General features: G+C 60.5%; 19 protein-coding genes. 14 read left to right on the forward strand and 5 right to left on the reverse strand.

Translation table 11 applies throughout. The features are described 5' to 3' along the window. The first annotated feature begins 373 nt into the window (after positions 1-373). Complete coding sequence (gene aas, locus CWM57_RS06650; RefSeq protein ID WP_074387657.1) at positions 374-2,533, forward strand: bifunctional acyl-ACP--phospholipid O-acyltransferase/long-chain-fatty-acid--ACP ligase; 2,160 nt, start codon at positions 374-376, stop codon at positions 2,531-2,533. Further along, the gene (gene lplT, locus CWM57_RS06655) at positions 2,526-3,719 is read left to right on the forward strand and encodes a lysophospholipid transporter LplT (RefSeq protein ID WP_023290904.1); all 1,194 of its coding nucleotides are present in this window, start codon (positions 2,526-2,528) and stop codon (positions 3,717-3,719) included. Before aas ends, lplT begins: the two co-directional genes overlap by 8 nt. 103 nt (positions 3,720-3,822) lie before the next feature. On the opposite strand, the gene CWM57_RS06660 is transcribed toward lplT, so the two are convergent. The 5 genes from CWM57_RS06660 to CWM57_RS27475 form a co-directional block, all read right to left on the reverse strand. Then, entirely contained in the window at positions 3,823-4,863 is a 1,041-nt protein-coding gene (locus tag CWM57_RS06660) for an NADP(H)-dependent aldo-keto reductase (protein WP_002915975.1), read from the reverse strand. 220 nt (positions 4,864-5,083) lie between these two features. Beyond that, positions 5,084-5,302 (reverse strand): YgdI/YgdR family lipoprotein, encoded by a 219-nt coding sequence (locus CWM57_RS06665; protein ID WP_002915974.1) that lies wholly within the window; start codon positions 5,300-5,302, stop codon positions 5,084-5,086. 123 nt (positions 5,303-5,425) lie between these two features. Further along, complete coding sequence (locus CWM57_RS06670; protein WP_074387658.1) at positions 5,426-6,139, reverse strand: TerC family protein; 714 nt, start codon at positions 6,137-6,139, stop codon at positions 5,426-5,428. A 63-nt stretch (positions 6,140-6,202) separates the two neighbouring features. Further along, positions 6,203-6,898 (reverse strand): DNA mismatch repair endonuclease MutH, encoded by a 696-nt coding sequence (mutH, locus tag CWM57_RS06675; protein ID WP_047666896.1) that lies wholly within the window; start codon positions 6,896-6,898, stop codon positions 6,203-6,205. An 85-nt stretch (positions 6,899-6,983) separates the two neighbouring features. Beyond that, positions 6,984-7,127 (reverse strand): hypothetical protein, encoded by a 144-nt coding sequence (locus tag CWM57_RS27475; RefSeq protein ID WP_165451949.1) that lies wholly within the window; start codon positions 7,125-7,127, stop codon positions 6,984-6,986. A gap of 453 nt (positions 7,128-7,580) precedes the next feature. Here CWM57_RS27475 and rppH point away from each other — a divergent pair, with 453 nt between their 5' ends. The 12 genes from rppH (at position 7,581) to recD (ending at position 26,066) form a co-directional block, all read left to right on the forward strand. After that, entirely contained in the window at positions 7,581-8,111 is a 531-nt protein-coding gene (gene rppH, locus CWM57_RS06685; protein WP_004205443.1) for an RNA pyrophosphohydrolase, read from the forward strand. 12 nt (positions 8,112-8,123) lie between these two features. Further along, positions 8,124-10,370 carry a phosphoenolpyruvate--protein phosphotransferase gene (gene ptsP, locus CWM57_RS06690; RefSeq protein WP_074387659.1) on the forward strand — a complete coding sequence of 749 codons (2,247 nt, stop codon included), beginning with the start codon at positions 8,124-8,126 and terminating at the stop codon, positions 10,368-10,370. Positions 10,371-10,616: 246 nt separating this feature from the next. Beyond that, positions 10,617-11,492 (forward strand): prolipoprotein diacylglyceryl transferase, encoded by an 876-nt coding sequence (lgt, locus tag CWM57_RS06695; protein ID WP_061153416.1) that lies wholly within the window; start codon positions 10,617-10,619, stop codon positions 11,490-11,492. 6 nt (positions 11,493-11,498) lie between these two features. Beyond that, on the forward strand, positions 11,499-12,293 hold the full coding sequence (thyA, locus tag CWM57_RS06700; RefSeq protein WP_074387660.1) for a thymidylate synthase: 795 nt from the start codon (positions 11,499-11,501) through the stop codon (positions 12,291-12,293). Positions 12,294-12,478: 185 nt separating this feature from the next. Then, a complete protein-coding gene (locus tag CWM57_RS06705) occupies positions 12,479-13,030 on the forward strand; it encodes a prepilin peptidase-dependent protein (RefSeq protein WP_077268446.1) in 552 nt (183 codons plus the stop codon). After that, positions 13,027-13,584 carry a prepilin peptidase-dependent protein gene (locus CWM57_RS06710; protein WP_229588981.1) on the forward strand — a complete coding sequence of 186 codons (558 nt, stop codon included), beginning with the start codon at positions 13,027-13,029 and terminating at the stop codon, positions 13,582-13,584. The genes CWM57_RS06705 and CWM57_RS06710 overlap by 4 nt, the downstream gene beginning before the upstream one ends. Further along, complete coding sequence (locus CWM57_RS06715; protein ID WP_100631302.1) at positions 13,581-13,988, forward strand: DUF2509 family protein; 408 nt, start codon at positions 13,581-13,583, stop codon at positions 13,986-13,988. The genes CWM57_RS06710 and CWM57_RS06715 overlap by 4 nt, the downstream gene beginning before the upstream one ends. Further along, positions 13,973-14,296, forward strand: coding sequence for a prepilin-type N-terminal cleavage/methylation domain-containing protein (locus tag CWM57_RS06720; RefSeq protein ID WP_100675810.1), 324 nt, complete (start codon positions 13,973-13,975; stop codon positions 14,294-14,296). The genes CWM57_RS06715 and CWM57_RS06720 overlap by 16 nt, the downstream gene beginning before the upstream one ends. Positions 14,297-14,308: 12 nt before the next feature. Further along, positions 14,309-17,686 (forward strand): exodeoxyribonuclease V subunit gamma, encoded by a 3,378-nt coding sequence (recC, locus tag CWM57_RS06725; RefSeq protein ID WP_100675811.1) that lies wholly within the window; start codon positions 14,309-14,311, stop codon positions 17,684-17,686. 120 nt (positions 17,687-17,806) lie between these two features. Further along, positions 17,807-20,692, forward strand: a complete 2,886-nt coding sequence (gene ptrA / locus CWM57_RS06730) for a pitrilysin (RefSeq protein WP_100675812.1) — start codon at positions 17,807-17,809, stop codon at positions 20,690-20,692. After that, on the forward strand, positions 20,689-24,225 hold the full coding sequence (recB, locus tag CWM57_RS06735; RefSeq protein WP_100675813.1) for an exodeoxyribonuclease V subunit beta: 3,537 nt from the start codon (positions 20,689-20,691) through the stop codon (positions 24,223-24,225). The genes ptrA and recB overlap by 4 nt, the downstream gene beginning before the upstream one ends. Continuing rightward, positions 24,222-26,066 carry an exodeoxyribonuclease V subunit alpha gene (gene recD, locus CWM57_RS06740; RefSeq protein WP_074387667.1) on the forward strand — a complete coding sequence of 615 codons (1,845 nt, stop codon included), beginning with the start codon at positions 24,222-24,224 and terminating at the stop codon, positions 26,064-26,066. Before recB ends, recD begins: the two co-directional genes overlap by 4 nt. Positions 26,067-26,070 lie beyond the last annotated feature (4 nt).

The following is a 26,070-nucleotide window of genomic DNA, read 5'->3' on the forward strand; positions in this document are numbered from 1 at the left end:
CCCAGAGGTATTGATAGGTGGAGTCAACGCCAAGTTGACCACTTTACTTACACCAGCCTGCGCAGATGCGCAGGTTTTTTTTTGCCCGCCGTCGACGTTGTTACAGATACCGAAAATCGTAATACCTGGTTGCACTTAGGCTCACTCCCTTGCGTTTTCCTGCTGGCCCGGGCTGGGTGAAAAACGCGACAATCGAGATCCCAGAGGTATTGATAGGTGAGTTTCTTAAGTACGCTCTTCGTACTGAACGTCTTACACCGACCTGCGCAGATGCGCAGGTTTTTTTTATTCCGAAAATCTCCCCGCTGCACTGCTTTCCCACGCCTTCTCGTGTAACCTGCTTTGACTCATCAACCGGTCACATGGAGTTGTTATGCTTTTGGGATTTTTCAGACTGCTGTTCAAGGGGTTATACCGGGTCAGACTGACCGGCGACACGCAGGCTTTATACCAGCAAAAGGTCTTAATTACCCCGAACCACGTCTCTTTCCTCGACGGCATTCTGCTGGCACTGTTTTTGCCGGTCCGACCGGTTTTTGCGGTCTATAGCTCAATCAGCCAGCGCTGGTTTATGCGCGCGCTGACGCCGATTATCGACTTTGTGCCGCTGGATCCGACCAAACCGATGTCTATCAAACATCTGGTGCGCCTGATTGAGCAGGGGCGGCCGGTGGTTATCTTCCCGGAGGGGCGAATTTCGGTCAGCGGCTCGCTGATGAAAATTTATGACGGCGCCGCCTTTGTCGCCGCCAAATCGCAGGCGACCATCGTGCCGTTACGCATTGAAGGTGCCGAACTGACGCCGTTCAGCCGGCTGAAGGGGCTGGTGAAGCGTCGCCTGTTCCCGCGTATTCAGCTGCATTTGCTGCCGCCCACCCATCTGCCGATGCCCGAGGCGCCGCGCGCCCGCGACCGGCGGAAAATCGCCGGAGAAATGCTGCATCAAATCATGATGGAAGCCCGGATGGCAGTGCGTCCGCGGGAAACCCTGTATGAGTCGCTGCTGGCGGCGCAGGACCGCTTCGGCGCGCGCAAACCCTGCGTGGAGGATATCAACTTCCAGCCGGATACCTATCGCAAGCTGCTGACCAAAACCCTGTTTGTCGCCCGCATTCTGGAAAAATACAGCCAGCAGGGCGAGAAGATCGGCCTGATGCTACCCAACGCCGGCATCAGCGCGGCGGTGATTTTCGGCGCTATCGCCCGTGGGCGCATTCCGGCGATGATGAATTATACCGCTGGGGTGAAAGGGCTCAGCAGCGCGATAGCCGCTGCGGAAATCAACACTATTTTTACCTCACGCACCTTCCTCGATAAAGGCAAACTCTGGCATCTGCCGGAGCAACTGACCCAGGTGCGTTGGGTGTTCCTGGAAGATCTCAAAGGCGATATCACCCCCGCGGACAAACTATGGATTTTCGGTCATCTGCTGGCGCCGCGTCTGGCGCAGGTTAAACAGCAGCCGGAGGACGCGGCGATGATCCTCTTTACCTCCGGCTCAGAGGGTAATCCGAAAGGGGTGGTGCACAGCCATAAGAGTCTGCTGGCCAACGTCGAGCAGATCAAAACCATCGCCGATTTTACCGCCAACGACCGCTTTATGTCGGCGCTGCCGCTGTTCCACTCCTTTGGCCTCACCGTCGGTCTGTTGACGCCGCTGTTTACCGGGGCAGAAGTGTTTCTCTATCCCAGCCCGCTGCACTATCGCGTGGTGCCGGAGCTGGTCTACGATCGCAACTGCACGGTGCTGTTCGGTACCTCGACCTTCCTCGCCAACTATGCCCGCTTCGCTAATCCGTATGATTTCTACCGCCTGCGCTATGTGGTCGCCGGCGCGGAGAAGCTGCAGGAGAGCACCAAACAGCTGTGGCAGGATAAATTCGGCCTGCGCATTCTTGAAGGCTATGGCGTGACCGAGTGCGCGCCGGTGGTATCGATTAACGTGCCGATGGCGGCGAAGGTCGGCACCGTGGGCCGTATCCTGCCGGGGATGGACGCCCGCCTGCTGGCGATGCCAGGCATCGAGCAAGGGGGACGACTGCAGCTGAAAGGGCCAAACATCATGAAAGGCTACCTGCGGGTGGAAAACCCCGGGGTACTGGAAGCGCCAGCGGCGGAAAACCAGCACGGTGAGAAGGAAGTGGGCTGGTATGACACCGGCGATATCGTGACCTTCGACGAGCAGGGCTATGTTCGCATTCAGGGCCGCGCTAAGCGTTTCGCCAAAATCGCCGGCGAGATGATCTCCCTGGAGATGGTGGAGCAGGTGGCCCTCGGCGCGTCGCCGGACAAGATGCACGCCACAGCGATTAAACAGGACGCCAGCAAAGGCGAGGCGCTGGTGCTGTTTACCACCGATAATGAACTGACTCGCGAAGCCCTGCTGCGTTACGCTCGCCAGCACGGAGTACCGGAGCTGGCGGTACCGCGAGATATACGCTGGCTGAAGCAACTGCCGGTGCTCGGCAGCGGCAAGCCAGACTATGTCACCCTGAAAAACATGGTCGACGAGGCGGAAACAACCCATGAGTGAGTCAGTACATACTAACCCTTCGCTGTACTCGAAAGGGATGATGGCGGTGATCTGCGCCCAGTTCCTGTCGGCCTTCGGCGACAACGCGCTTCTCTTCGCCACCCTGGCGCTGATGAAGCAGCTCTATTATCCGGAGTGGAGCCAGCCGGTCCTGCAGATGTTGTTTGTGGGCGCTTACATTCTTTTTGCTCCTTTTGTCGGCCAGTTTGCCGATAGCTTTGCCAAAGGCCGGGTGATGATGGTGGCCAACGGCCTGAAGCTGCTCGGCGCCGGCTGTATCTGCTTTGGCGTCAATCCGTTTATCGGCTATACGCTGGTAGGGATTGGCGCCGCCGCCTACTCGCCGGCCAAGTATGGCATTCTCGGCGAACTGACCACCGGCGATAAGTTAGTGAAGGCTAACGGATTGATGGAGTCCTCGACCATCGCGGCGATCCTGCTGGGCTCGATGGCCGGCGGGATCCTCGCCGACTGGCACGTGCTGGCGGCGCTGATCGTCTGCGCGCTGGTCTACGGCGGGGCGGTAGTGGCAAACCTGTGGATACCCAGGCTGCCGGCGGCGCGTCCGGGGCAGTCGTGGCGTTTTAAGCCAATGACGCACAGCTTCTTCAGCGCCTGCCGCACGCTGTGGCGCAACGGCGAAACCCGCTTTTCGCTGATGGGGACCAGCCTGTTCTGGGGCGCTGGCGTGACCCTGCGCTTCCTGCTGGTGATCTGGGTGCCGGTGGCGCTGGGCATTACCAGCAACGCCATGCCTACCTATCTTAATGCGATGGTGGCGGTGGGGATTGTGCTGGGGGCCGGGGCGGCGGCGAAGCTGGTGACCCTGGAGACGGTATCGCGCTGTATGCCGGCGGGAATATTGATCGGTATCGCCGTGATGGCCTTTGCGGTGCAGCAGTCGCTGCTGCCGGCGTTCGGTCTGCTGTTACTGCTCGGGGTGTTCGGCGGGTTCTTTATCGTACCGTTGAACGCGCTGCTGCAGGAGCGTGGGAAACATTCGGTCGGGGCAGGTAACGCCATTGCGGTACAGAACCTGGGCGAAAACGTGGCGATGCTGCTGATGCTGGGGCTCTATTCGCTGGCGGTGAGCGTGGGCGTTCCGCCGGTCGCCGTTGGGATAGGGTTTGGTGCGGTCTTTGCCGTGGCCATCGCCGCGCTGTGGGTCTGGGGGCGGCGTAAATAACCTCCCGGCTTGCGCTGCGCTTAACCGGGAGACGGGTTCGCCAATGTCTGCTCTTCGGTAGCCCGGGTAAGGCGTATACGCCGCCACCCGGGGCTTTGCTTTCTTACGGTGCCGGGTAGGTATAAACCTGATGCACCGCTTCAATCTCCGCTAATACCTCTTCACTCAGCTCAAGCTGCAAACTTTCCACGTTGGCCTGCAGCTGAGTCATGGTCGTCGCCCCCAGCAGGGTGCTGGCGACAAATGGCTGCCGACGCACAAAGGCCAGCGCCATTTGCGCCGGATCGAGGCCGTGGCGTTTGGCGATATCCACATAGGCCGCTACCGCTTTCTGCGACTGTTCGCTGCTGTAGCGCGTAAAGCGGCTGAACAGCGTGTTACGCGCCCCTGCCGGTTTGGCGCCGTTGAGATACTTCCCGGTTAGTGTGCCGAAAGCCAGGCAGGAGTAGGCCAGCAACTCCACGCCTTCGAACTGACTCACTTCCGCGAGGCCGACTTCAAAGCTGCGGTTCAGCAGGCTGTAGGGGTTCTGAATGGTCACGATCCGCGGCAGGTCGTGCTTATCCGCCAGGTGCAGATAACGCATCACGCCGAAGGCGGTTTCGTTCGACACGCCGATGTAGCGGATCTTCCCGGCACGCTGGAACTCGGTCAGCGCTTCGAGGGTATCCAGCAGGGTCACTGCGGGCGCGGCATCAGCCCAGGTATAGCCCAGCTTGCCAAAGCAGTTGGTTGGGCGCTGCGGCCAGTGTACCTGATACAGGTCGAGATAATCGGTCTGCAGCCGCTTCAGGCTGGCGTGCAGCGCTTCGCGGATATTTTTGCGGTCCAGGACGTGATTGGGCCGAATGCTACTGTCGTTATTGCGCGCGGGCCCGCTGACTTTCGAGGCAAGCACCAGCTTTTCGCGATTGCCGCGTTTCGCCAGCCAGTTGCCGACGTAGGTTTCGGTCAGCCCCTGAGTTTCCGGGCGCGGCGGGACGGGGTACATTTCGGCGACATCGATCAGATTGATGCCATTGGCAACCGCATAGTCGAGCTGCTGATGGGCATCGGCCTCGCTGTTCTGCTCGCCAAAGGTCATGGTCCCCAGCCCGAGGGTGCTGATTTCAAGAGAACTGTGTGGGATACGGTGATACTGCATAGCCAGCTTCCTTTTTATTTATAAGGTCAGGCATTCCCCGACAAAGGAGTATCAACATGGCAGAGGGTGAGAAAAAGAGGAAGTAAAAAATCAAAAAAGCCGGGTGACGAGGAGGGGCGGTGGGTGGAACCCGCGGTGTCCTGGTGTATCCCGACTCTTCTCAAAAGACTGGTTGTCGGTAAGCGCAGCGTCAACAGAGGCTGGGGCCGACGGGGAAAGATTAACGCTTAATGATTTGCGAAACGTCGTCACGATTGATCTGCATTTTATTACCCTGCTGATCTTCGTAACTGATTAAACCGGTATCGTCATCCACGGTAGGTTTACCGTCGGTCAGGATCATTCGCCCATCTTTGGTCGCCATGACGTAATCGCTGCTGCAACCGGAAACCGAGAACGCCAGTCCTACGGCGGAAATCAATACTGCCCATTTTTTCATCGTCATCACCTCTTGAGTAGCTGCACCCCATACCCGTCTATTAATAGCCTGATTTGTGAGACATAAAAAGCAGTAAAGTCTGAAAAAGGGTTGCAGCCTGTGACCAGGCTGCAATTTTGTGGTTTACAGCGGGTTTTTCTTATTGCGCAGCAGGTTAAGGCTCTCCACCGCAATAGAGAAGAACATGGCGAAGTAGATGTATCCCTTCGGCACATGGACGTCGAAGCTTTCAAGCATCAGGGTAAAGCCGACGAGGATCAGAAACGACAGCGCCAGCATTTTCACCGAAGGATGACGGTCAACAAAATCGCCGATAGGTCGCGCGGCGAACATCATCACCCCCACCGCAATCACTACCGCCGCCATCATGATGAACAGATGATCCGACAGGCCGACGGCGGTGATCACTGAATCGAGGCTAAAGATGATATCCAGCAGCATGATCTGCACGATAGCGCCGAGGAAGGAGTGGACGTTCGTCTTCAGCCCCTCTTCTTCACCTTCGATAGATTCATGGATCTCTTTACTGGCCTTCCAGATAAGGAACAGTCCGCCGAGCAGCAAGATCAGGTCGCGAAACGAAATCTCCTGTCCGAAGGCACTGAACAGCGGGTTAGTCAGTTTCACCACCCAGGCGATAGAGGCCAGTAGCGCCAGGCGCATGATCATCGCCCCCATTAAGCCGATCCGACGCGCATGGGCGCGCTGGGCGGTGGGGAGCTTGGCCACGACCAGAGAGAGAAAAATTATATTATCGATCCCGAGCACGATCTCCAGCAGCGTCAACGTGCCCAGCGCCAGCCAGGCGTTAGGATCGGTTATCCATGCAAATAACATTGTTCAAAGTCCTGCAAAATAGAAAGCAGCAATTATATGCAAGCCCTAACGCAGAACAAAAAATTAATCGTGTTGTAACAAGAAATGGCGGGCGAGCAGGGCGGCGGTAAAATTCTTTTTCAGGTAAAAGCCGCGCGGCAGCGTCAGGATCGTCTCCCCGTGCGCGCCGATGGCCTCGGTCAGCGCCTTGCTGTTGGCGGCTTTCGGTCTTAACTGCAGCACCTCGCCGTGGCGGGCGGTAATGCGCTCAACTTCGCCCAGAACAATGAGATCCATCAGTTCCTCCCAGTCCATGCGCAACTGGCGCTCCTCGTCTTCGTCGGGGCTCCACAGCAGTGGTGCGCCGACGCGACGCGCCGCCAGCGGGATGGTGCGCTCACCCTCCACCGGGATCCACAGGACGCGCTGCAGCTTATGCCGCACATGGCTGCTCTCCCAGGTGACGCCGCTATTGCCGGTTAACGGGGCGACACAGACGAAGGTGGTCTCCAGCGGACGTCCCTGGCTGTCGATGGGGATCGTTTTGAGCTCGACCCCCAGCGCGGCGAAATCCTGCTCGGGTTTACTGCCTGCGCTGGCGCCCAGCCACAGCTCCAGCAGAATGCCCGTCCAGCCTTTATCGCGTTTCAGATCGCGCGGAATGGGGATCCCGGCCAGCGCCGCCAGCTCGCCCAGCGAATAGCCAGCCAGCTGACGGGCCTGGGCCAGCAACTGTTCCTGACTTTGCGGCGGCGAGGAGAGAGGGGCGATAGTGGGCATAGGGCGCTACCTTTGGCTAAAAAATGAGCGCTATTTTTGCGCGTTGTGGATAGAGTTTACCGTTTTCTGAGTAACTATACCAATATCATGATTTATATGAGTTTTTAAACTTATTGCGCCGCGGGTGAAAACCGTGAAAACAGGTTTTCCAGAACTGGTCACTGACAATAAACAGGATCTTACACCATGTTATCCACAGAAAAGTGGGATAACTGGGGAAAAGCCTCACTACTGGTTCGATTTACAGCCTTGACGTGCGACGAAAATCGAAATTTTAGAGAAAACCTGCCCGCGGTCTGCGCGTAATCTGTGGATAAAATCGACATTGCTCGATCTTTCATCAGTCAGCGGATCGCATATGTGATGATCGTCACGTTACGCTGTAATAAGTGAAAGGAATATATTCTAACTTAATGAATATGCTATCATTATTTTAAGGTGTTAGCGGTGCGATGTTCAGATTACTCCGGGTTTTCCCGGGGTAATTCCGTACTTCTTCACAACTCTATCCACAGAAAAAGTGAATAAAATAGGGCGCCAACCGCATTCATTGTTTATAACTCTGGCAATTACTGTGAGTTATTCAAATGTTATCCGTTCTCAGTGTGCGAACAGAGTGGTTTACCGTTTCCGGCGAGTGTGAAACAATCATTCACATTGAAGCTTATCTTGAGGTAGTCCGGTGATTGATGACGATGGCTACCGCCCAAATGTCGGTATTGTAATCTGTAATCGTCAGGGCCAGGTCATGTGGGCCCGACGCTATGGTCAGCACTCGTGGCAGTTCCCGCAAGGGGGCATAAATCCAGGAGAATCCGCAGAGCAGGCGATGTATCGGGAATTGTTTGAAGAGGTCGGGTTAAGCCGTAAAGATGTGCGGATCCTTGCCTCAACCCGTAACTGGCTGCGTTACAAGTTGCCTAAACGTTTGGTGCGTTGGGACACAAAGCCGGTTTGTATCGGCCAGAAACAAAAGTGGTTTCTTTTGCAGTTGATCGGCAACGATGCGGACATCAATATGCAAACCAGCAGTACACCAGAATTTGATGGTTGGCGCTGGGTGAGTTACTGGTACCCGGTTCGCCAGGTGGTGTCGTTCAAGCGCGACGTCTACCGCCGGGTGATGAAAGAGTTCGCCAGCGTGACCATGTCGCTGGCGGAGAGTGCACCTAAGCCGCAAAGCGCGCCTGCTTATCGACGTAAAAGAGGTTAAGCCACGCACATTATGCTCACTCGGTTGCGAGAAATAGTCGAGAAGGTCGCGAGTGCGCCGCGTTTAAACGAGGCGCTGGATATTCTGGTGACGGATGTCTGCCAGGCGATGGAGACGGAAGTCTGCTCGGTTTACCTGGCTGACAATGACCGACGCTGCTATTACCTGATGGCCACCCGCGGGTTAAAAAAACCTCGCGGGCGCACCGTTGCGCTGGCGTTCGATGAAGGCCTGGTGGGTCTGGTTGGCCGCCTGGCGGAGCCCATCAACCTCGCCGATGCGCAAAAACACCCCAGCTTCAAATATATCCCTGCCGTCAAAGAGGACCGCTTCCGCGCCTTCCTTGGCGTGCCGATCATTCAGCGCCGCCAGCTGTTGGGCGTGCTGGTGGTCCAGCAGCGCGAGCTGCGTCAGTTTGATGAAAGCGAAGAGTCTTTCCTCGTTACCCTCGCCACCCAGATGGCGGCGATCCTCTCCCAGTCCCAGCTGAACGCCCTGTTCGGCCAGTATCGTCAGACGCGCATTCGCGCCCTGCCGGCCTCTTCCGGGGTGGCGATTGCCGAGGGCTGGATGGACGTCAGCCTGCCGTTGATGGAGCAGGTGTATGAAGCCTCGACACTGGACACTGCCTCGGAACGCGAACGCCTGACCGGCGCGCTGGAAGAGGCGGCTAACGAATTTCGTCGCTACAGCAAACGCTATGCTGCCGGCGCGCAAAAAGAGACGGCGGCGATCTTCGATCTCTACTCGCACCTCCTCTCTGACGCCCGCCTGCGTCGCGAGCTGTTTGCCGAAGTCGACAAAGGCGCGGTGGCCGAGTGGGCGGTCAAAAAGATCATTGAGAAGTTCGCCGAACAGTTTGCCGCGCTCAGCGACGGTTATCTGAAAGAGCGGGCCGGCGATCTGCGTACCCTGGGTCAGCGTCTGCTGTTCCATCTCGACGACAGCATTCAGGGGCCCAACACCTGGCCGGCGCGCATTATCCTCGTGGCGGACGAGCTGTCGGCCACCACCCTCGCCGAAGTGCCGCAGGATCGTCTGGTCGGCGTGGTGGTGCGCGATGGCGCCGCCAACTCCCATGCCGCCATTATGGTACGCGCCCTCGGGATCCCGACGGTGATGGGCGCCGATATCCAGCCCTCTCTGCTGCATGGCCATACCCTGATTGTCGATGGCTATCGCGGTGAGCTGCTGGTGGATCCCGAACCTGTCCTGTTGCAGGAATATCAGCGCCTTATTAGCGAAGAGAACGAGCTCAGCCGCCTGGCGGAGGACGATCTCCAGCGCTCGTCGGAGCTGAAAAGCGGCGAGCGGGTGAAAGTCATGCTCAACGCCGGCTTAAGCCCGGAGCACGAAGAGAAGCTCGGCAGCTTTGTTGACGGCATTGGCCTCTACCGTACCGAAATTCCCTTTATGCTGCAGAGCGGCTTCCCCTCTGAAGAGGAGCAGGTCTCGCAGTATCAGGGCATGCTGCAGATGTTTAACAGCAAACCGGTGACCCTGCGTACCCTGGACATCGGCGCGGATAAACAGCTGCCGTATATGCCGATCAGTGAAGAGAACCCGTGCCTCGGCTGGCGCGGGATCCGCATCACCCTCGATCAGCCGGAGATCTTTTTGATCCAGGTGCGGGCGATGCTGCGCGCCAACGCCGCCACCGGCAACCTCAGCATTTTGCTGCCGATGGTGACCAGTCTGGAGGAGGTGGATGAGGCCCGTCGGCTGATCGACCGCGCCAGCCGGGAAGTGGAAGAGATGATCGGCTACGCCATCCCACGTCCACGCCTGGGGGTGATGCTGGAGGTCCCGTCGATGGTCTTTATGCTGCCGCAGCTGGCCAGTCGGATCGATTTTATCTCGGTAGGGACGAACGACCTGACCCAGTACCTGCTGGCCGTCGACCGCAACAATACCCGGGTCGCCAGTATGTATGACAGCCTGCATCCGGCGGTATTGCGGGCGCTGGCGATGATTGCCCATGACGCGGAGCGCTTTGGCATCGATCTGCGACTGTGCGGCGAGATGGCCGGCGACCCGATGTGCGTGACGATCCTTATCGGCCTCGGTTATCGCCATCTGTCGATGAACGGCCGCTCGGTGGCGAGGGTGAAATATCTGCTGCGCCGCATTGATATCGAAGAGGCGCAGGAGCTGTCGCGACGCAGCCTCGATGCCCAGATGACCGCCGAGGTGCGCCATCAGGTGGCGGCCTTTATGGAGCGTCGCGGTCTCGGCGGCCTGATCCGCGGTGGGCGATAGCGGTAGCCCGGGTGAGGCGTAAGCCGTAACCCGGGGATCCTCTGTTCGCGCCATCCGGCAAAATGAGGGTACCGCCGGGAAAACGGCATTCTGTTAGCATCCGTATACATATCTTTTACACGTTCGGCGCGGATCGCACCCCAGGCTTATGCTATGATTCGCCTCCTTCGGCGTGCCCGTTTTTATCGGGCATAGATCATCACCGCTGTCCACTTTCGGCGGAATAACAAGTCTTTATGGTGACAGATGAATAGTGGCTACCTGCATTTTCCGGAGTTCGATCCGGTCATTTTTTCTCTAGGCCCGGTCTCCCTCCACTGGTACGGTTTGATGTACCTGGTGGGTTTTGTCTTTGCGATGTGGCTGGCCACCCGTCGCGCTAATCGTCCGGGCAGCGGCTGGACGAAAAATGAAGTGGAAAACCTGCTCTACGCGGGTTTCCTCGGCGTCTTCCTGGGCGGCCGTATCGGCTACGTGCTGTTTTACAACCTGCCGGTATTCCTTGCCGATCCGCTGTATCTGTTCCGCGTCTGGGACGGCGGCATGTCGTTCCACGGCGGCCTGATCGGCGTGATCCTGGTGATGATTATCTTCGCCAAACGCACCAAACGCACCTTCTTCCAGGTCTCCGATTTTATCGCGCCGCTGATCCCGTTTGGCCTTGGCGCCGGGCGTCTGGGCAACTTTATCAACGGTGAGCTGTGGGGCCGCGTGGACCCGAGCTTCCACTACACGATGATTTTCCCGGGCTCCCGTGCCGAAGACCTGGCGCTGCTGCCGACGCATCCGGAATGGCAATCGCTGTTCGATACCTACGGCGCGCTGCCGCGTCACGCGTCGCAGCTGTACGAGCTGGCGCTGGAAGGCGTGGTGCTGTTCCTGATCCTGAACCTGTTTATCCGTAAACCGCGCCCGACCGGCTCCGTTTCCGGTCTGTTCCTGATTGGCTACGGCCTGTTCCGCATTATCGTGGAATTTTTCCGCCAGCCCGACGCTCAGTTCACCGGCGGCTGGGTGCAGTACATCAGCATGGGGCAGATTCTTTCGATCCCGATGGTGCTTGCGGGTATCATTATGATGGTTTGGGCTTACCGCCGCCGTCCGCAGCAACAGAATTCTTGAGGAACCATGAAACAGTATCTTGATTTGATGCAGAAAGTGCTCACCGAGGGCACGCCAAAAAATGACCGCACCGGCACTGGCACGATCTCTATTTTCGGCCATCAGATGCGTTTTAACCTGCAGGAAGGCTTCCCGCTGGTGACCACCAAGCGCTGTCATTTACGCTCCATCATCCATGAACTGCTGTGGTTCCTGCAGGGTGACACCAACGTCGCCTATCTGCACGACAACAACGTCACGATCTGGGATGAGTGGGCAGATGAAAACGGCGACCTGGGGCCGGTCTACGGCAAACAGTGGCGCTCCTGGCCTGCGCCGGACGGTCGTCATATCGACCAGATCACCACGGTGATGAACCAGCTGAAAAACGACCCGGACTCCCGCCGGATCATCGTCTCGGCGTGGAACGTCGGCGAGCTGGATAAAATGGCCCTGGCGCCGTGCCACGCCTTTTTCCAGTTCTACGTCGCCGACGGCAAGCTCTCCTGCCAGCTGTACCAGCGCTCCTGTGACGTGTTCCTCGGCCTGCCGTTTAACATCGCTAGCTACGCGCTGCTGGTGCATATGGTGGCGCAGCAGTGCGATCTGCAGGTCGGTGATTTCGTCTGGACGGGTGGCGACACCCATCTGTACAGCAACCATCTTGAGCAGACCAACCTGCAGTTGAGCCGCGAACCGCGTCCGCTGCCGAAGCTGGTCATCAAACGCAAGCCGGCGTCCATTTTCGACTACCGTTTTGAAGACTTCGAGATTGAAGGTTACGATCCGCATCCGGGCATTAAAGCGCCGGTGGCGATTTAACCCCCCTGCAGAGATGACCAACCGGCGCCCGATGGCGCCGGTTTTTTTATGCCTTTTGCACCATCAGAATGGAGGCTATCTTCATAGCCACAGGGATAAGGTCGCTTCAGCCTGCCCACTGCCCCCGGCGGTTGCGGTGGGCGAAGTTGGGTAGACGCTCGCAAAAAAATGTTCTTCTGTCGAGTATGCAAACCTTTTTTGCGTATCTGGCCGGGAAAGCTATTTTCCGTCGTCGCGCCAGGGCCAACCGCCGCGGCATACTCGACGCCATGAACAGAGAACATGGCTATACCCTGATGGAAACCCTGGTAACACTGACATTGATGATGATCCTCAGCGTCGGCGGCCTGTACGGCTGGCAGCGCTGGCAGCAACAGCAACGATTGTGGCAAACCGCCGCCCAGGTGCGGGATTTTCTGGTCTTTCTGCGCGATGACGCCAACGCGTACAACCGTGACCGTGTGCTTCGCGTCGGCCAGGACGAGCAGGGCTGGTGCCTGAGTGCGCAGGGGGAAGGGGCTGACTGCACCGCCGGGTCGGCCTTCACGCTGCGCCCGCGCTGGCCGGGGATCACGCTGGTCGGTGTTACGCCTGGTCTCGGGTTTTATGGTCTGCGCAGCACCGCCTGGGCGGGGAATCTGCGGCTGCAGAGCGCGGCCGGCAGCTGGAGCATCGTGATCTCACACTGGGGGCGGATTCGTTTATGCCCCAGCGACAGCACAGGAGGATGCCAGTGAGCCGCCGCGGATTTTCCCTGGCGGAGGCGCTTATCGCCATGGCAATTGGCTCGCTGCTGCTGATCGGAGCCTGCCGCTTTCTGCCTGCCCTGCAGCGCCATATTCTGCGCCAGGGCGAACAGCTGACCCTGGAGAATGAGCTGTGGCAGCGCGTGCATGCCGTGGGGAAACACCTGCAGCGCGCCGGGTACTGCCGGGGAGCGTGCGGCGGATCCGGGCTGGAGCTAACCGCCGGCGGCGAGTGCCTGATTGTGCGCTGGGATGCGAACAGCAACGGGAGATGGGAAACCTCCCCTGCGGCAATGGCGGAGAGTACTGGCTTTCGCCTGCGCGACGGTGCGCTGGAGACCTTGCGCGGGGCCAGCGACTGCCGCGACAGCGGATGGGAAAAAATCACCAACCCGGCCGCTATCGTAGTGACGCGCTTCTCGGTACAGCGTCTGGTCACCACGGGCTTTGCGCCGGAGCTGAGCGTGACGCTGGCGGCGCGCTCTGCCCGGCAGGCGGGGCTGGTGAGTGAGGTGGAGCAGCGGGTGACGGGGTATAACCTGTGATCCGCCAGCGTGGGATGTCGTCGCTGCTGATGGTGCTCCTGTTGCTGACTCTCGGCAGCCTGTTACTCGAGGGGCTCAACCTGCAGCAGCGGGCGCTGCTGGCGCGAACTGCCAGCGAAACGCAGGCAATCCGCGATACGGCCATCGCCCATTCGGCGCTGCAGTGGGGAAAACAGCAGGCCTGGTCGGCGCAGGTGCCACTGGCCTGCCGGGAGCAGGCACAGCAGGGCTGGCGTGCCTGTCTGCGTATCTTCAGCGACGGTTCGCTGCTGCTCAGTAGCGCCAGCGGCGAGGTGCAGGTCTGGCAGTCCGGCGAGGTGCGCGGCGGACAGGTGCGTTTTTCCGCCCACGGCTGGAGCGATTTTTGCCCTCTCAGGGAGGTGAGCTTATGTCAAATGCCCTGAAGCGTCAGCGGGGGTTTAGCCTGCCGGAGACCGTGCTGGCGATGGCGCTGATGGTGCTGACGGTTACCGCGCTGGGCGGCTATCAGCGCGGAATGGCGCAAGGGGTTCACCAGTTGAACCAGACGCGTCAGCTGTGGCGCGACGCGTGGCGCTATAGCCAGCTCTCCGCGCCGCCGTCGCCGGAACACGGGCAGGTAAGCCGTATGCAGACATCGACGCAAAGATGTGTCAGCATCACGGTAACGATCAGCAGGCCCGTTGCAAAGCGGGCGCAGATGACCCGGCTGCATTGCTCGGTCAGTCAGTAGTCAGGAGCAATTATGTTAAGGGTATACCACTCAAACCGGCTGGATGTTCTCGAGGCGTTGATGGAATTTATCGTCGAGCGCCAGCGGCTGGATGACCCTTTTCAGGCCGAAATGGTGCTGGTGCAGAGTACCGGCATGGCGCAGTGGCTGCAGATGACCCTGGCCTCGCGCTTCGGGATTGCCGCCAATATCGAGTTCCCGCTGCCGGCGAGCTTTATCTGGGACATGTTTGTGCGCGTCCTGAAAGATATTCCGGGTGAAAGCGCCTTCAGCAAGCAGAACATGAGCTGGAAGCTGATGACCCTCCTGCCGCAGCACCTGGAGGAAGACGATTTTATCTTGCTGCGCCAGTATCTGAGCGATGACGGTGACAAGCGCAAGTTGTTTCAGCTGGCAGCCCGGGTGGCGGACCTCTATGACCAGTACCTCGTCTATCGCCCGGAGTGGCTGATGCGCTGGGAGGCCGACCAGCGGGTTGATGGCCTCGGCGACGCACAGCAGTGGCAGGCGCCGCTGTGGCAGGCGCTGGTGAGCTACACCGCCGAGCTAGGGCAACCACAGTGGCACCGCGCCAATCTCTACCAGCGCTTTATCAGCACCCTGGAGAAAGCGGACGAACCACCCGCCGGGCTGCCGTCGCGTGTTTTCATCTGCGGGATTTCTGCGCTGCCGCCGGTCTACCTGCAGGCGCTGCAGGCGCTGGGTAAGCATGTTGATGTCTATGTGCTGTTCACCAACCCCTGCCGCTACTACTGGGGAGACATTAAGGATCCGGCGTTCCTGGCGAAGCTGTTGTCGCGCCAGCGACGCCATCACCGCGAGGCGCGCGCGCTACCCCTGTTTCGCGATACCGAGCAGGCGCCAGGGTTGTTTAATGACGCCGGGGAGCAGGATGTCGGCAACCCATTGCTCGCCTCCTGGGGCAAACTGGGGCGTGATTATATCTACCTGTTGGCAGGGCTGGAGCGCTATGAGGAGCTGGACGCCTTTGTCGATATTGCTCCTGATAACCTGTTGCATAACCTGCAGTCGGATATCCTCGAACTGCGCAACGCGGCGGTGGCCGGGCAGAGCGCAGAGGCGTTCGCCCACAGTCGCGACAAACGTCCGCTGGCGCTGGATGACCGCAGTCTGAGCATTCACGTCTGCCACAGTCCGCAGCGCGAAGTGGAGGTTCTGCACGATCGGCTGCTGGCGATGCTGGAGGCGGATCCGACGCTCACGCCGCGGGATATCATCGTCATGGTGGCGGATATCGACAGCTACAGCCCCTACATACAGGCGGTGTTTGGCGCGGCCAGCGGCGATCGCTGGCTGCCGTGGGCGATCTCCGACCGCCGCGCCCGCGAGTCGCACCCGGTGCTGCAGGCGTTTATTACGCTGCTCTCGTTGCCGGACAGCCGCTTCGCCAGCGAAGATGTGCTGGCGCTGTTGGATGTCCCGGTGCTGGCGGCGCGCTTTAATATCACGGAAGAAGGGCTGCGCTACCTGCGTCAGTGGGTGAACGAGTCCGGGGTGCGCTGGGGAATGGATGACGACAACGTCCGCGAGCTGGACCTGCCGGCGACCGGGCAGCATACCTGGCGGTTCGGCCTCACCCGCATGCTGTTGGGCTACGCCATGGACAGCCGCGAGGGAGAATGGCAGTCGGTGCTGCCGTATGACGAATCCAGCGGTTTGATCGCCGAACTGGTGGGCAACCTCGCGTCGCTGCTGATGCAGCTTAATCTGTGGCGACGCGGCCTCGCCCAGCAGCGGCCGCTGGCGGAGTGGCTGCCGGTCTGTCGCGATCTGCTGAATGACTTTTTCCTGCCGGACAGCGAGACCGAAGCGGCGCTGGCGCTGATTGAGCAACAATGGCTGGCGGTTATTGATAGCGGTCTGGAAGCACAGTATGGCGACCAGGTGCCACTGACGCTGCTGCGCGACGAACTGGCCCAGCGTCTGGATCAGCAGCGGATCAGTCAGCGCTTTCTTGCTGGCCCGGTCAACATCTGCACCCTGATGCCGATGCGCTCTATTCCTTTCAAAGTGGTTTGCCTGCTGGGGATGAACGACGGGGTTTATCCGCGAACGCTGCCACCGCTGGGCTTTGATTTGATGAGCCAGAAGCCGCAGCGCGGCGACCGCAGCCGGCGTGATGATGACCGCTATCTGTTCCTCGAAGCGCTGATGTCCGCCGAACAGACGCTGTATATCAGCTACATCGGCCGTTCGATCCAGGACAACAGCGAGCGCTTTCCCTCGGTGCTGGTGCAGGAGCTGGCGGATTATATCGGCCAGAGCCACTGTCTCGCTGGCGACGAGGCGCTTGATTGTGACGCCAGCGAAGCCCGTGTCAAAGCTCATATCACCCATCTGCATACGCGCATGCCGTTCGACGTCGCCAATTTTCAGGAGGACGAGAACAAAAGCTACGCCCGCGAATGGCTGGCCGCCGCCGGTCAGCAGGGGGAAGCGCATAACGACTTCATTCAGCCGCTCACTGCGCCGCCGATTGACAGCCTGCCGTTCGAGCAGCTCCTGCGTTTCTGGCAGCACCCGGTTCGCGCATTCTTTCAGCAGCGTCTGCGGGTCAATTTCCGCGCGGAAGAGGACGATATTCCTGACGACGAACCCTTCACTCTTGAAGGGCTGAGCCGTTATCAACTGAATCAGCAGTTGCTCAATACACTTATCGAGGAGCAGGACGTCTCGGCTATGTTCCGCCGCTTTCGCGCCGCCGGCGAGCTGCCGTATGGCGCCTTTGGCGAGCTGGTCTGGGAGACGCAGCGCCTGGAGATGCAGGCCCTGGCCGAGCGAGTGATGGCCGAGCGCCAGCAGGCGCAGAGTATGGAGATCGATCTCCAGTGCGGCAGCGTAAATCTCACCGGCTGGCTGCAGCAGGTGCAGCCGGACGGGCTGCTGCGCTGGCGGCCTTCGCTGCTGAGCGTCTCCCAGGGGATGCAACTTTGGCTGGAACATCTTGTCTACTGTGCCTGCGGCGGCACCGGCGAGAGCCGGCTGTTTGTGCGTAAAGAGGGAGAGTGGCGCTTCCCGGCGCTGGCGCCCGCCGAGGCGCAGGCGTACCTTAATGCGCTGGTGGATGGCTATTTGCAGGGGATGTCACAGCCGCTGCTGCTGCTGCCGGAAAGCGGTGGTGCCTGGCTGAAAGCCTGTTACGACGCCGAAAAGGATGTCATCTTAATGGACGAAGAGACGCAGCAGAAAGCGCGGAGCAAATTCCTGCAGACCTACGAAGGTAACATGGTGGTCAGCGGGGAGGGCGCCGATATCTGGTATCAACGCCTGTGGCGTTCGCTGGAGCCGGCGCATTACGAAGAAATCATTGCCCAGACGCAGCGTTATCTGTTACCGCTATATCGTTACCATCAGTCCACACAAATTTAAATAGTATAAAAATTGCGCAGTGAATGGCGGTTCATTTATTATGCGCAACGTATCACGGACTGATGGACATAAAAGGCTGCACGCTGTGCAGCGCAAGTTTGTTAATGATGAGGTTCGTGAATGCCCCGCAGTTTATGGTTCAAGGTTTTTGTTGTGCTGGCCGCCCTCTGGGCGCCGTTTAGTCAGGCCGACACCGGATGGCAGCCGATTCAGGAGACGATCCGCAAAAGCGAAAAAGATACGCGTCAGTATCAGGCGATCCGCCTTGATAACGACATGGTCGTGCTGCTGGTCTCCGATCCGCAGGCGGTGAAATCGCTGTCGGCGCTGGTGGTGCCGGTGGGATCCCTGCAGGATCCGGCCGATCATCAGGGGCTGGCGCATTTTCTGGAACATATGACGCTGATGGGGTCGCAAAAATATCCCCAGCCTGACAGCCTTGCAGAGTTTCTTAAGCTGCACGGCGGCAGCCATAACGCCAGCACCGCGCCCTACCGCACCGCGTTTTATCTTGAAGTGGAGAATGATGCGCTGGACGGGGCCGTAGACCGCCTGGCCGACGCCATCGCCGCGCCGCTGCTGGATAAGAAATATGCCGATCGCGAACGTAACGCGGTCAACGCCGAGCTGACGATGGCCCGGACGCGAGACGGGATGCGTATGGCCCAGGTCAGCGCGGAGACCATCAACCCGGCTCACCCAGCGGCGCACTTCTCCGGTGGCAACCTCGAGACGCTCAGCGATAAGCCCGGCAGTCCAGTGCTTGATGCGCTGCATACCTTCCGCGATAGCTGGTACTCCGCCAACCTGATGAAAGCGGTGATCTACAGCAACAAGCCGTTGCCGGAGCTGGCGCGGATGGCTGCTGACACCTTTGGCCGCGTGCCGAATCGTCAGATCAGCAGGCCGGAAATTACCGTCCCGGTGGTAACGGATGCGCAAAAAGGCATCATTATTCACTATGTGCCGGCGATGCCGCGCAAAGTGCTGCGCGTCGAGTTTCGCATCGACAACAACAGCGATCGCTTCCGCAGCAAAACTGATGAGCTGGTCACCTATCTCATCGGCAACCGCAGCCCGGGCACACTCTCCGACTGGCTGCAAAAGCAGGGGCTGGCGGAAGGTATCCGCGCCGATTCCGATCCGGTGGTAAACGGCAACAGCGGTGTGCTGGCGATCTCTGCCACCCTCACCGATAAAGGCCTGGCGCACCGCGACGAAGTGACGGCGGCCATTTTCAGCTACCTTGATCTCCTGCGTACCCAGGGCATCGACAAACGGTACTTCGACGAACTGGCGCATGTGCTGGCGCTGGACTTCCGCTATCCGTCGATCAACCGCGACATGGACTACGTGGAATGGCTGGCGGATACCATGATCCGGGTGCCGGTCGAGCATGCGCTGGACGTGGTGAATATTGCCGACCAGTACGACCCGCAGGCGATCAAAGACCGGCTGGCGATGATGACCCCGCAGAACGCCCGTATCTGGTATATCAGCCCCCAGGAGCCGCATAACAAGACGGCCTATTTTGTCGATGCGCCGTATCAGGTGGATAAGATTAGCGAGCAGACGTTCGCTGACTGGCAGCAAAAATCGCAGGCCATCCAGCTGCAGCTGCCGGTGCTCAACCCCTATATTCCGGATGATTTCACCCTCATCAAAAGCGATAAAGCCTGGCCGCATCCGCAGCTGATCCTTGATGAACCGACGCTGCGGGTGGTGTATGCCCCGAGCCAGTATTTTGCCAGCGAGCCGAAGGCGGATATCTCCCTGGTGCTGCGTAATCCCCAGGCGATGGACAGCGCTCGCCGGCAGGTGATGTTTGCCCTCAACGATTATCTCGCCGGCATCGCCCTCGATCAGCTCAGTAACCAGGCGGCGGTCGGCGGCATTTCGTTCTCCACCGGCGCTAATAACGGATTAATGGTTAATGCCAACGGCTATACCCAGCACCTTCCGGCGCTGTTCAGCGATCTGTTGCAGGGATACTTCAGCTATACGCCGACCGAGGAGCAGCTGGAGCAGGCCAAATCCTGGTATGCGCAGATGATGGACTCCGCCGAGAAAGGCAAAGCCTACGATCAGGCGATAATGCCGATCCAGATGGTCTCCCAGGTGCCGTACTTCCAGCGCGAAGTGCGCCGGGCACTGCTGCCCTCCATCACTCTTAAAGAGGTGCTCGACTACCGCGCCAACCTGAAAACCAAGGGGCGTCCTGAACTGATGGTGATCGGCAATATGACCGCCGATGCCGCCACGACGCTGGCCCGCCAGATCCAGCAGCAGCTGGGCGCTGACGGCAACGAATGGTGCCGCAACAAAGACGTGGTGGTGAACCGGCAGCAGTTGGCGATCTTCAACAAAGCGGGCAACAGCACCGACTCCGCGCTGGCCGCGGTGTTCGCGCCGCCCAATGTTGATGAGTTCAGCAGTACCGCCGCCAGCACCCTGCTGGGACAGATTATTCAGCCGTGGTTCTACAACCAGCTGCGTACCGAAGAGCAGCTCGGCTATGCGGTCTTTGCCTTCCCGATGAACGTGGGGCGCCAGTGGGGCATGGGCTTCCTGCTGCAGAGTAGCGATAAGCAGCCGGCCTTCCTCTGGCAGCGGTTCCAGGCCTTCTTCCCCACCGCGGAGGCGAAGCTGCGGGCGATGAAGCCGGAAGAGTTTGCCCAGCTCCAGCAGGCGGTGATAAGCCAGATGCTGCAGGCGCCGCAGACGCTGGGCGATGAAGCCTCGAAACTGAGCAAAGATTTCGATCGCGGTAATATGCGTTTTGATTCACGTGATAAAGTAGTGGCTCAGATTAAACTGCTGACGCCGCAAAAACTTGCCGACTTCTTCCATCAGACGGTGGTGGATCCGCAGGGCATGACGATACTGTCCCAGATTTCCGGTAGCCAGAATGGCAAAGCGGACTATGCCCAGCCGAAAGGCGGCAACGTGTGGGAAAACGTCAGCGCATTGCAGCAATCCTTACCCCTGATGCGAGAGAATGAATGACCGACACCGCTGAGTCTTTGGATCCCCTGCGCTTGCCCCTGAGGGGCGAGCGCCTGATAGAAGCCTCTGCGGGCACCGGAAAAACCTTTACCATCGCCGCGCTGTATCTGCGGCTGCTGCTGGGGCTGGGCGGCGAGTCTGCCTATCCCCGCGCCATCAGCGTTGAAGAGTTGCTGGTGGTGACCTTTACCGAGGCGGCGACCGAAGAGCTGCGCGGGCGTATCCGCAGCAACATCCACGAACTGCGCATCGCCTGCCTGCGCGGCGAATCCGACAACCCGCTCTACAGCGCGCTGCTGGCGGAGATCGCCGATAAAGACGACGCCGCGAAGACGCTGCTGTTGGCCGAACGGCAGATGGACGAGGCAGCGGTATTCACCATCCACGGCTTTTGCCAACGGATGCTGAGCCTTAACGCCTTCGAGTCGGGCATGCTGTTCGAGCAGCAGCTGATCGAGGATGAATCCCGCCTGCGCTATCAGGCCTGCGCTGACTTCTGGCGCCGCCACTGCTATCCGCTGACCCGTGATATCGCGGCGGTGATCCACGACGTCTGGAAAGGGCCGCGCGATCTGCTGAAGTCCCTTGACCGCTGGCTGCAGGGCGAAGCGCCGCAGCTTAAGTCGCCGCCAGCCCCCGACGAGACGCTGGCCGAACGCCATCGTCAGATCATCGGCCGCATTGACGCGCTCAAGCAGCAGTGGCGCGAGCAGGTGGGCGAGATCGAAGGTGTGCTGGAAAATTCCGGGCTCGACCGGCGGAAGTTCAATCGTGGCAACCAGGGCAAGTGGATTGAGAAAGTGAACGCCTGGGCGCAGGAAGAGACGTTGAGCTACCAGCTGCCCGACGCGCTGGAGAAATTTGCCCAGTCGTTTCTGCATGAGCGCACCAAAGCCGGTGGCGAACCGCCGGTGCACCCTCTGTTTAGCGCCGTGGAGTCGCTTCTGGCCTCGTCGCTAACGCTCACCGATCTGGTGCTGGCGAGAGCGATGGTCGAGATCCGCGATGCGGTCGCGCGCGAAAAGCGCCGCCGCGGCGAGCTGGGGTTTGACGATATGCTTAGTCGGCTTGACGAGGCGCTGCGCGGCGACAGCGGCGAGGCGCTGGCCAGCGCCATTCGCCAGCGTTTTCCGGTGGCGATGATCGACGAATTTCAGGACACCGACCCCCAGCAGTACCGTATTTTCCGCCGCATCTGGCGCCAGCAGCCGGAGACGGCGCTGCTGCTGATTGGCGATCCGAAGCAGGCCATCTACGCCTTTCGCGGCGCCGATATCTTTACCTATATGAAAGCGCGCGGCGACGTTGCCGCGCACTACACCCTCGATACCAACTGGCGCTCATCGCCGGGCATGGTGGGCAGCGTCAACCGGCTGTTCAGCCTCAGCGATAACCCCTTCATGTTTCGTGAGATCCCGTTCCTGCCGGTGACGGCGGCGGCAAAGAACCAGGGGCTGCGCTTTACCGTTGACGCGGCGGACGTACCGGCGATGAACGTCTGGCTGATGCCCGGCGATGCCGTCGGCTCTGGCGATTATCAGACGTTTATGGCGCAGCTCTGCGCCACGCAGATCCGCGACTGGCTGAGCGCCGGCCAGCAGGGGCGCGCGCTGCTGTGGCGTGGCGAAACCTCGCGCCCGGTACAAGCCTCGGATATCACCGTGCTGGTGCGCAACCGGCTGGAGGCGGCGCAGGTGCGTGAGGCGCTGCAGGCGTTGGGCATTCCCTCGGTCTACCTCTCCAACCGCGACAGCGTTTTCGAGACGCTGGAGGCCCAGGAGCTGCTCTGGCTATTGCAGGCGGTACTGGCCCCGGAGCGGGAAAATACCCTGCGCAGTGCGCTGGCGACCTCGATGTTTGGCCTGACCGCGCTGGATATTGAAAACCTGAATCAGGATGAGCAGGCGTGGGACGCGCTGGTGGAGGAGTTCAGCGAATACCGCCAGATCTGGCGTCAGCGTGGGGTGATGCCGATGTTGCGGGCGCTGATGACGGCCCGGCATATCGCCGAGAACCTGCTGGCGACCCGCGGCGGCGAGCGGCGCTTAACCGACATTCTGCATATCAGCGAACTGCTGCAGGAGGCGGCCAGCCAGCTGGAAAGCGAGCATGCCCTGGTGCGCTGGCTGACGCAGCATATCGCCGAGCCGGACAGCAACGCCGCCAGCCAGCAGATGCGTCTCGAAAGCGATAAGCACCTGGTGCAAATTGTCACCATTCACAAGTCAAAAGGGCTGGAATATCCCCTGGTCTGGCTGCCGTTTATCGCCCGGTTTCGTAAACAGGACCAGGCGTTCTACCACGATCGCGACACCTTCGCGGCGGTGCTGGATCTGGGCCAGGCTGAATCCAGCCTCGAGCTGGCGGAGGCGGAACGGCTGGCGGAAGATCTGCGCCTGCTGTACGTCGCCCTGACCCGCGCGGTCTGGCACTGCAGCCTCGGGGTGGCGCCGCTCAGCAGCCGGAAATCTGGCAACAGCGATTTCCACCTCAGCGCGCTGGGGCGGCTGTTGCAGGCGGGCGAAGCCATGGACGCCGCCGGGCTGGCCGCGCGGCTGGCGGACTTCTGTCATGGCGATATTGCATTACAGAGACCGGGCGAGCTGGATCTGACCCCGTGGCAGGCGCCTGCGGCGACCATCCCCCCGCTGTCGGCGCGCGAGCTGCAGCGCCGCATCGCCGACGACTGGCGGGTGACCAGCTACTCCGGACTGCAGCAGCATGGTTTCAGCGGCGGGCAGGATCTGCTGCCGCGCCTGGATGTTGATGCCGCCGGCGTCGGCGAAGTCGTGGAAGAGCCACAGTTGACGCCACACCAGTTCCCGCGCGGCGCCGCGCCGGGGACCTTCCTGCACAGCCTGTTTGAGGAGCTGGACTTCACCCAGCCGGTGCCCGACGGATGGATGGCAGAGAAGCTGCAGCTGAGCGGGTTTGATGCGCAGTGGGCGCCGGTGCTGACCGACTGGCTGGGCGGCGTGCTGAAGACCCGCCTGCCGGGGGCGGATATCGCGCTCAATCAGCTTGCGGCGCGGGACAAACAGGTGGAGATGGCGTTTTACCTGCCTATCGCCCAGCTGCTGACGGCGGAGCGCCTTGACGCGCTTATCCGCCAGTACGATCCGCTCTCCGCCGACACGCCGCCTCTGGATTTCCGCCAGGTGCGCGGCATGCTGAAGGGCTTTATCGATCTGGTCTTCCGCCACGAAGGCCGTTATTACCTGCTGGATTACAAATCCAACTGGCTGGGGGAAGATCGCGAGGCCTACACCCGGCCGGCGATGGAGCAGGCGATGCGTGCCCACCGCTACGATCTGCAGTATCAGCTGTATAGCCTGGCGCTGCACCGCTATCTGCGCCACCGGCTGGCCGATTATGACTATGACCGCCACTTCGGCGGCGTGATTTATCTCTTCCTGCGTGGTATGGACGGACAGGAGGGCGGGCAGGGGATCTTCACCACCCGGCCGGTACGACCGCTGATTGACGGTCTGGATCAGCTTTTTGCCGGCGAAACGCAGGAGGAGGCCTCATGACTTTCGAACAACTACTGCTGGCCGCGGTGGAGCAGCGTCTGCTGCGGCCATTGGACGTCCAGTTTGCCCTGATGGTGGCGCAAAACGACCCGCCGGCGGTTAAGCTGGCGGCGGCGTTACTGAGCCGGGATGCCGGAGAAGGGCACGTCTGCCTGCCGCTCTCGCGGCTGAACGACGATGAGGCGCTGAGCGGGAAAGCGGGGGAGATCCGCGATCGGCTGCTGGCCGAAGCTGGCGCGCCGGAGGACTGGCCAGCATTGCTGCTTTCCTCATCGGCGGTAAGCAGTGGCGATGCCCCGACGCCGATGATTTTGTGCGGCGACCGGCTCTATCTGAATCGGATGTGGCGCAACGAGCTGACCGTCGCCCGCTTCTTTAACGAAGCCAACCGGGTGCTGGAGATGGATGAGGCGCGGCTGGCGTCAACGCTAAATGCGCTGTTTCCCGCCACTGGCGAAACCGACTGGCAAAAAGTGGCCGCGGCGGTGGCGCTGACTCGCCGCATCTCGGTGATCTCCGGCGGCCCCGGCACCGGGAAAACCACCACCGTGGCGAAGCTTCTGGCGGCGCTGATCCAGATTGACGACAGTCCGCGCTGTCGTATTCGCCTGGCGGCACCGACGGGGAAAGCGGCGGCGCGCCTGACCGAATCGCTGGGCGCGGCGCTGAGAAAGCTGCCGCTGACCGATGCGCAGAAAGCGTTAATTCCCACCGAGGCCAGCACGCTGCATCGTCTGCTGGGCGCCCAGCCCGGCAGCCAGCGCATGCGCTATCACGCCGGCAACCCACTGCATCTGGATGTGCTGGTCGTGGATGAAGCCTCAATGATTGACCTGCCGATGATGTCGCGGCTTATCGACGCGCTGCCGGCCCACGGGCGGGTGATTTTCCTCGGCGATCGCGACCAGCTGGCCTCCGTGGAAGCGGGGGCGGTGCTGGGGGATATCTGCGCCTGGGCGAGCTCGGGCTACACTGCCGCGCGGGCGCAGGAGCTGACCCGGCTGACCGGTTCGCCGGTGCCAGCGGGCGAGGGGACTATCGCTGGCGCGCTGAGAGACAGTTTGTGCCTGCTGCAAAAGAGCTATCGCTTCGGCAGTCACTCCGGCATCGGGAGCCTGGCGCGGGCGGTGAACGCTGGCGCACGCGCGGAGGTGAAGGCCACGCTGCGCCAGCCGTTTGACGATATCGCGCTTCATCCCCTCAGCACGACCGACGAGTACGAGGCCATGCTCGGCGCGGCCCAGCAGGGCTATGAGCGCTACCTGCAGCTGCGCCGCGAGCGAGCCGAACCGCAGGCCATGCTGGCCGCTTTCAGCGAATTCCAGCTGCTGTGCGCGCTGCGCGAAGGGCCGTACGGCGTGAGCGGCGTCAATGAGCGGCTGGAGCAGCGGCTCAACCGCCAGCGGGCGATCGCCCTGCCGCGCCACTCCCGCTGGTATGACGGCCGACCGATCATGATATCGCGCAACGACAGCGCGCTGGGGCTGTTTAACGGCGATATCGGCATAGCGCTGGAGCGCAACGGCGAGCTGCGGGTGTGGTTCCTGATGCCCGACGGCACCATCAAGTCGGTGCAGCCGAGTCGCCTGCCGGAGCATGATACCGCCTGGGCGATGACCGTGCATAAATCGCAGGGCTCCGAGTTCGAACATGCGGCGCTGATCCTGCCGGCGCGCAGCGTCCCGCTGGTGACCCGCGAACTGGTCTACACAGCGATCACCCGCGCGAAACAGCGATTATCGCTCTATGCCGACGAGCAGGTGCTCTCCCAGGCCATTGTGACGCGCACCGAGCGGCGCAGCGGCCTGGCGGAGATTTTCGCCGGGCGCGAAGCCCCCTGAGAGG

Origin of the sequence: Klebsiella sp. G-Nf4 (assembly GCF_002810615.1) — a bacterium.
GTDB lineage: Bacteria > Pseudomonadota > Gammaproteobacteria > Enterobacterales > Enterobacteriaceae > Klebsiella > Klebsiella variicola.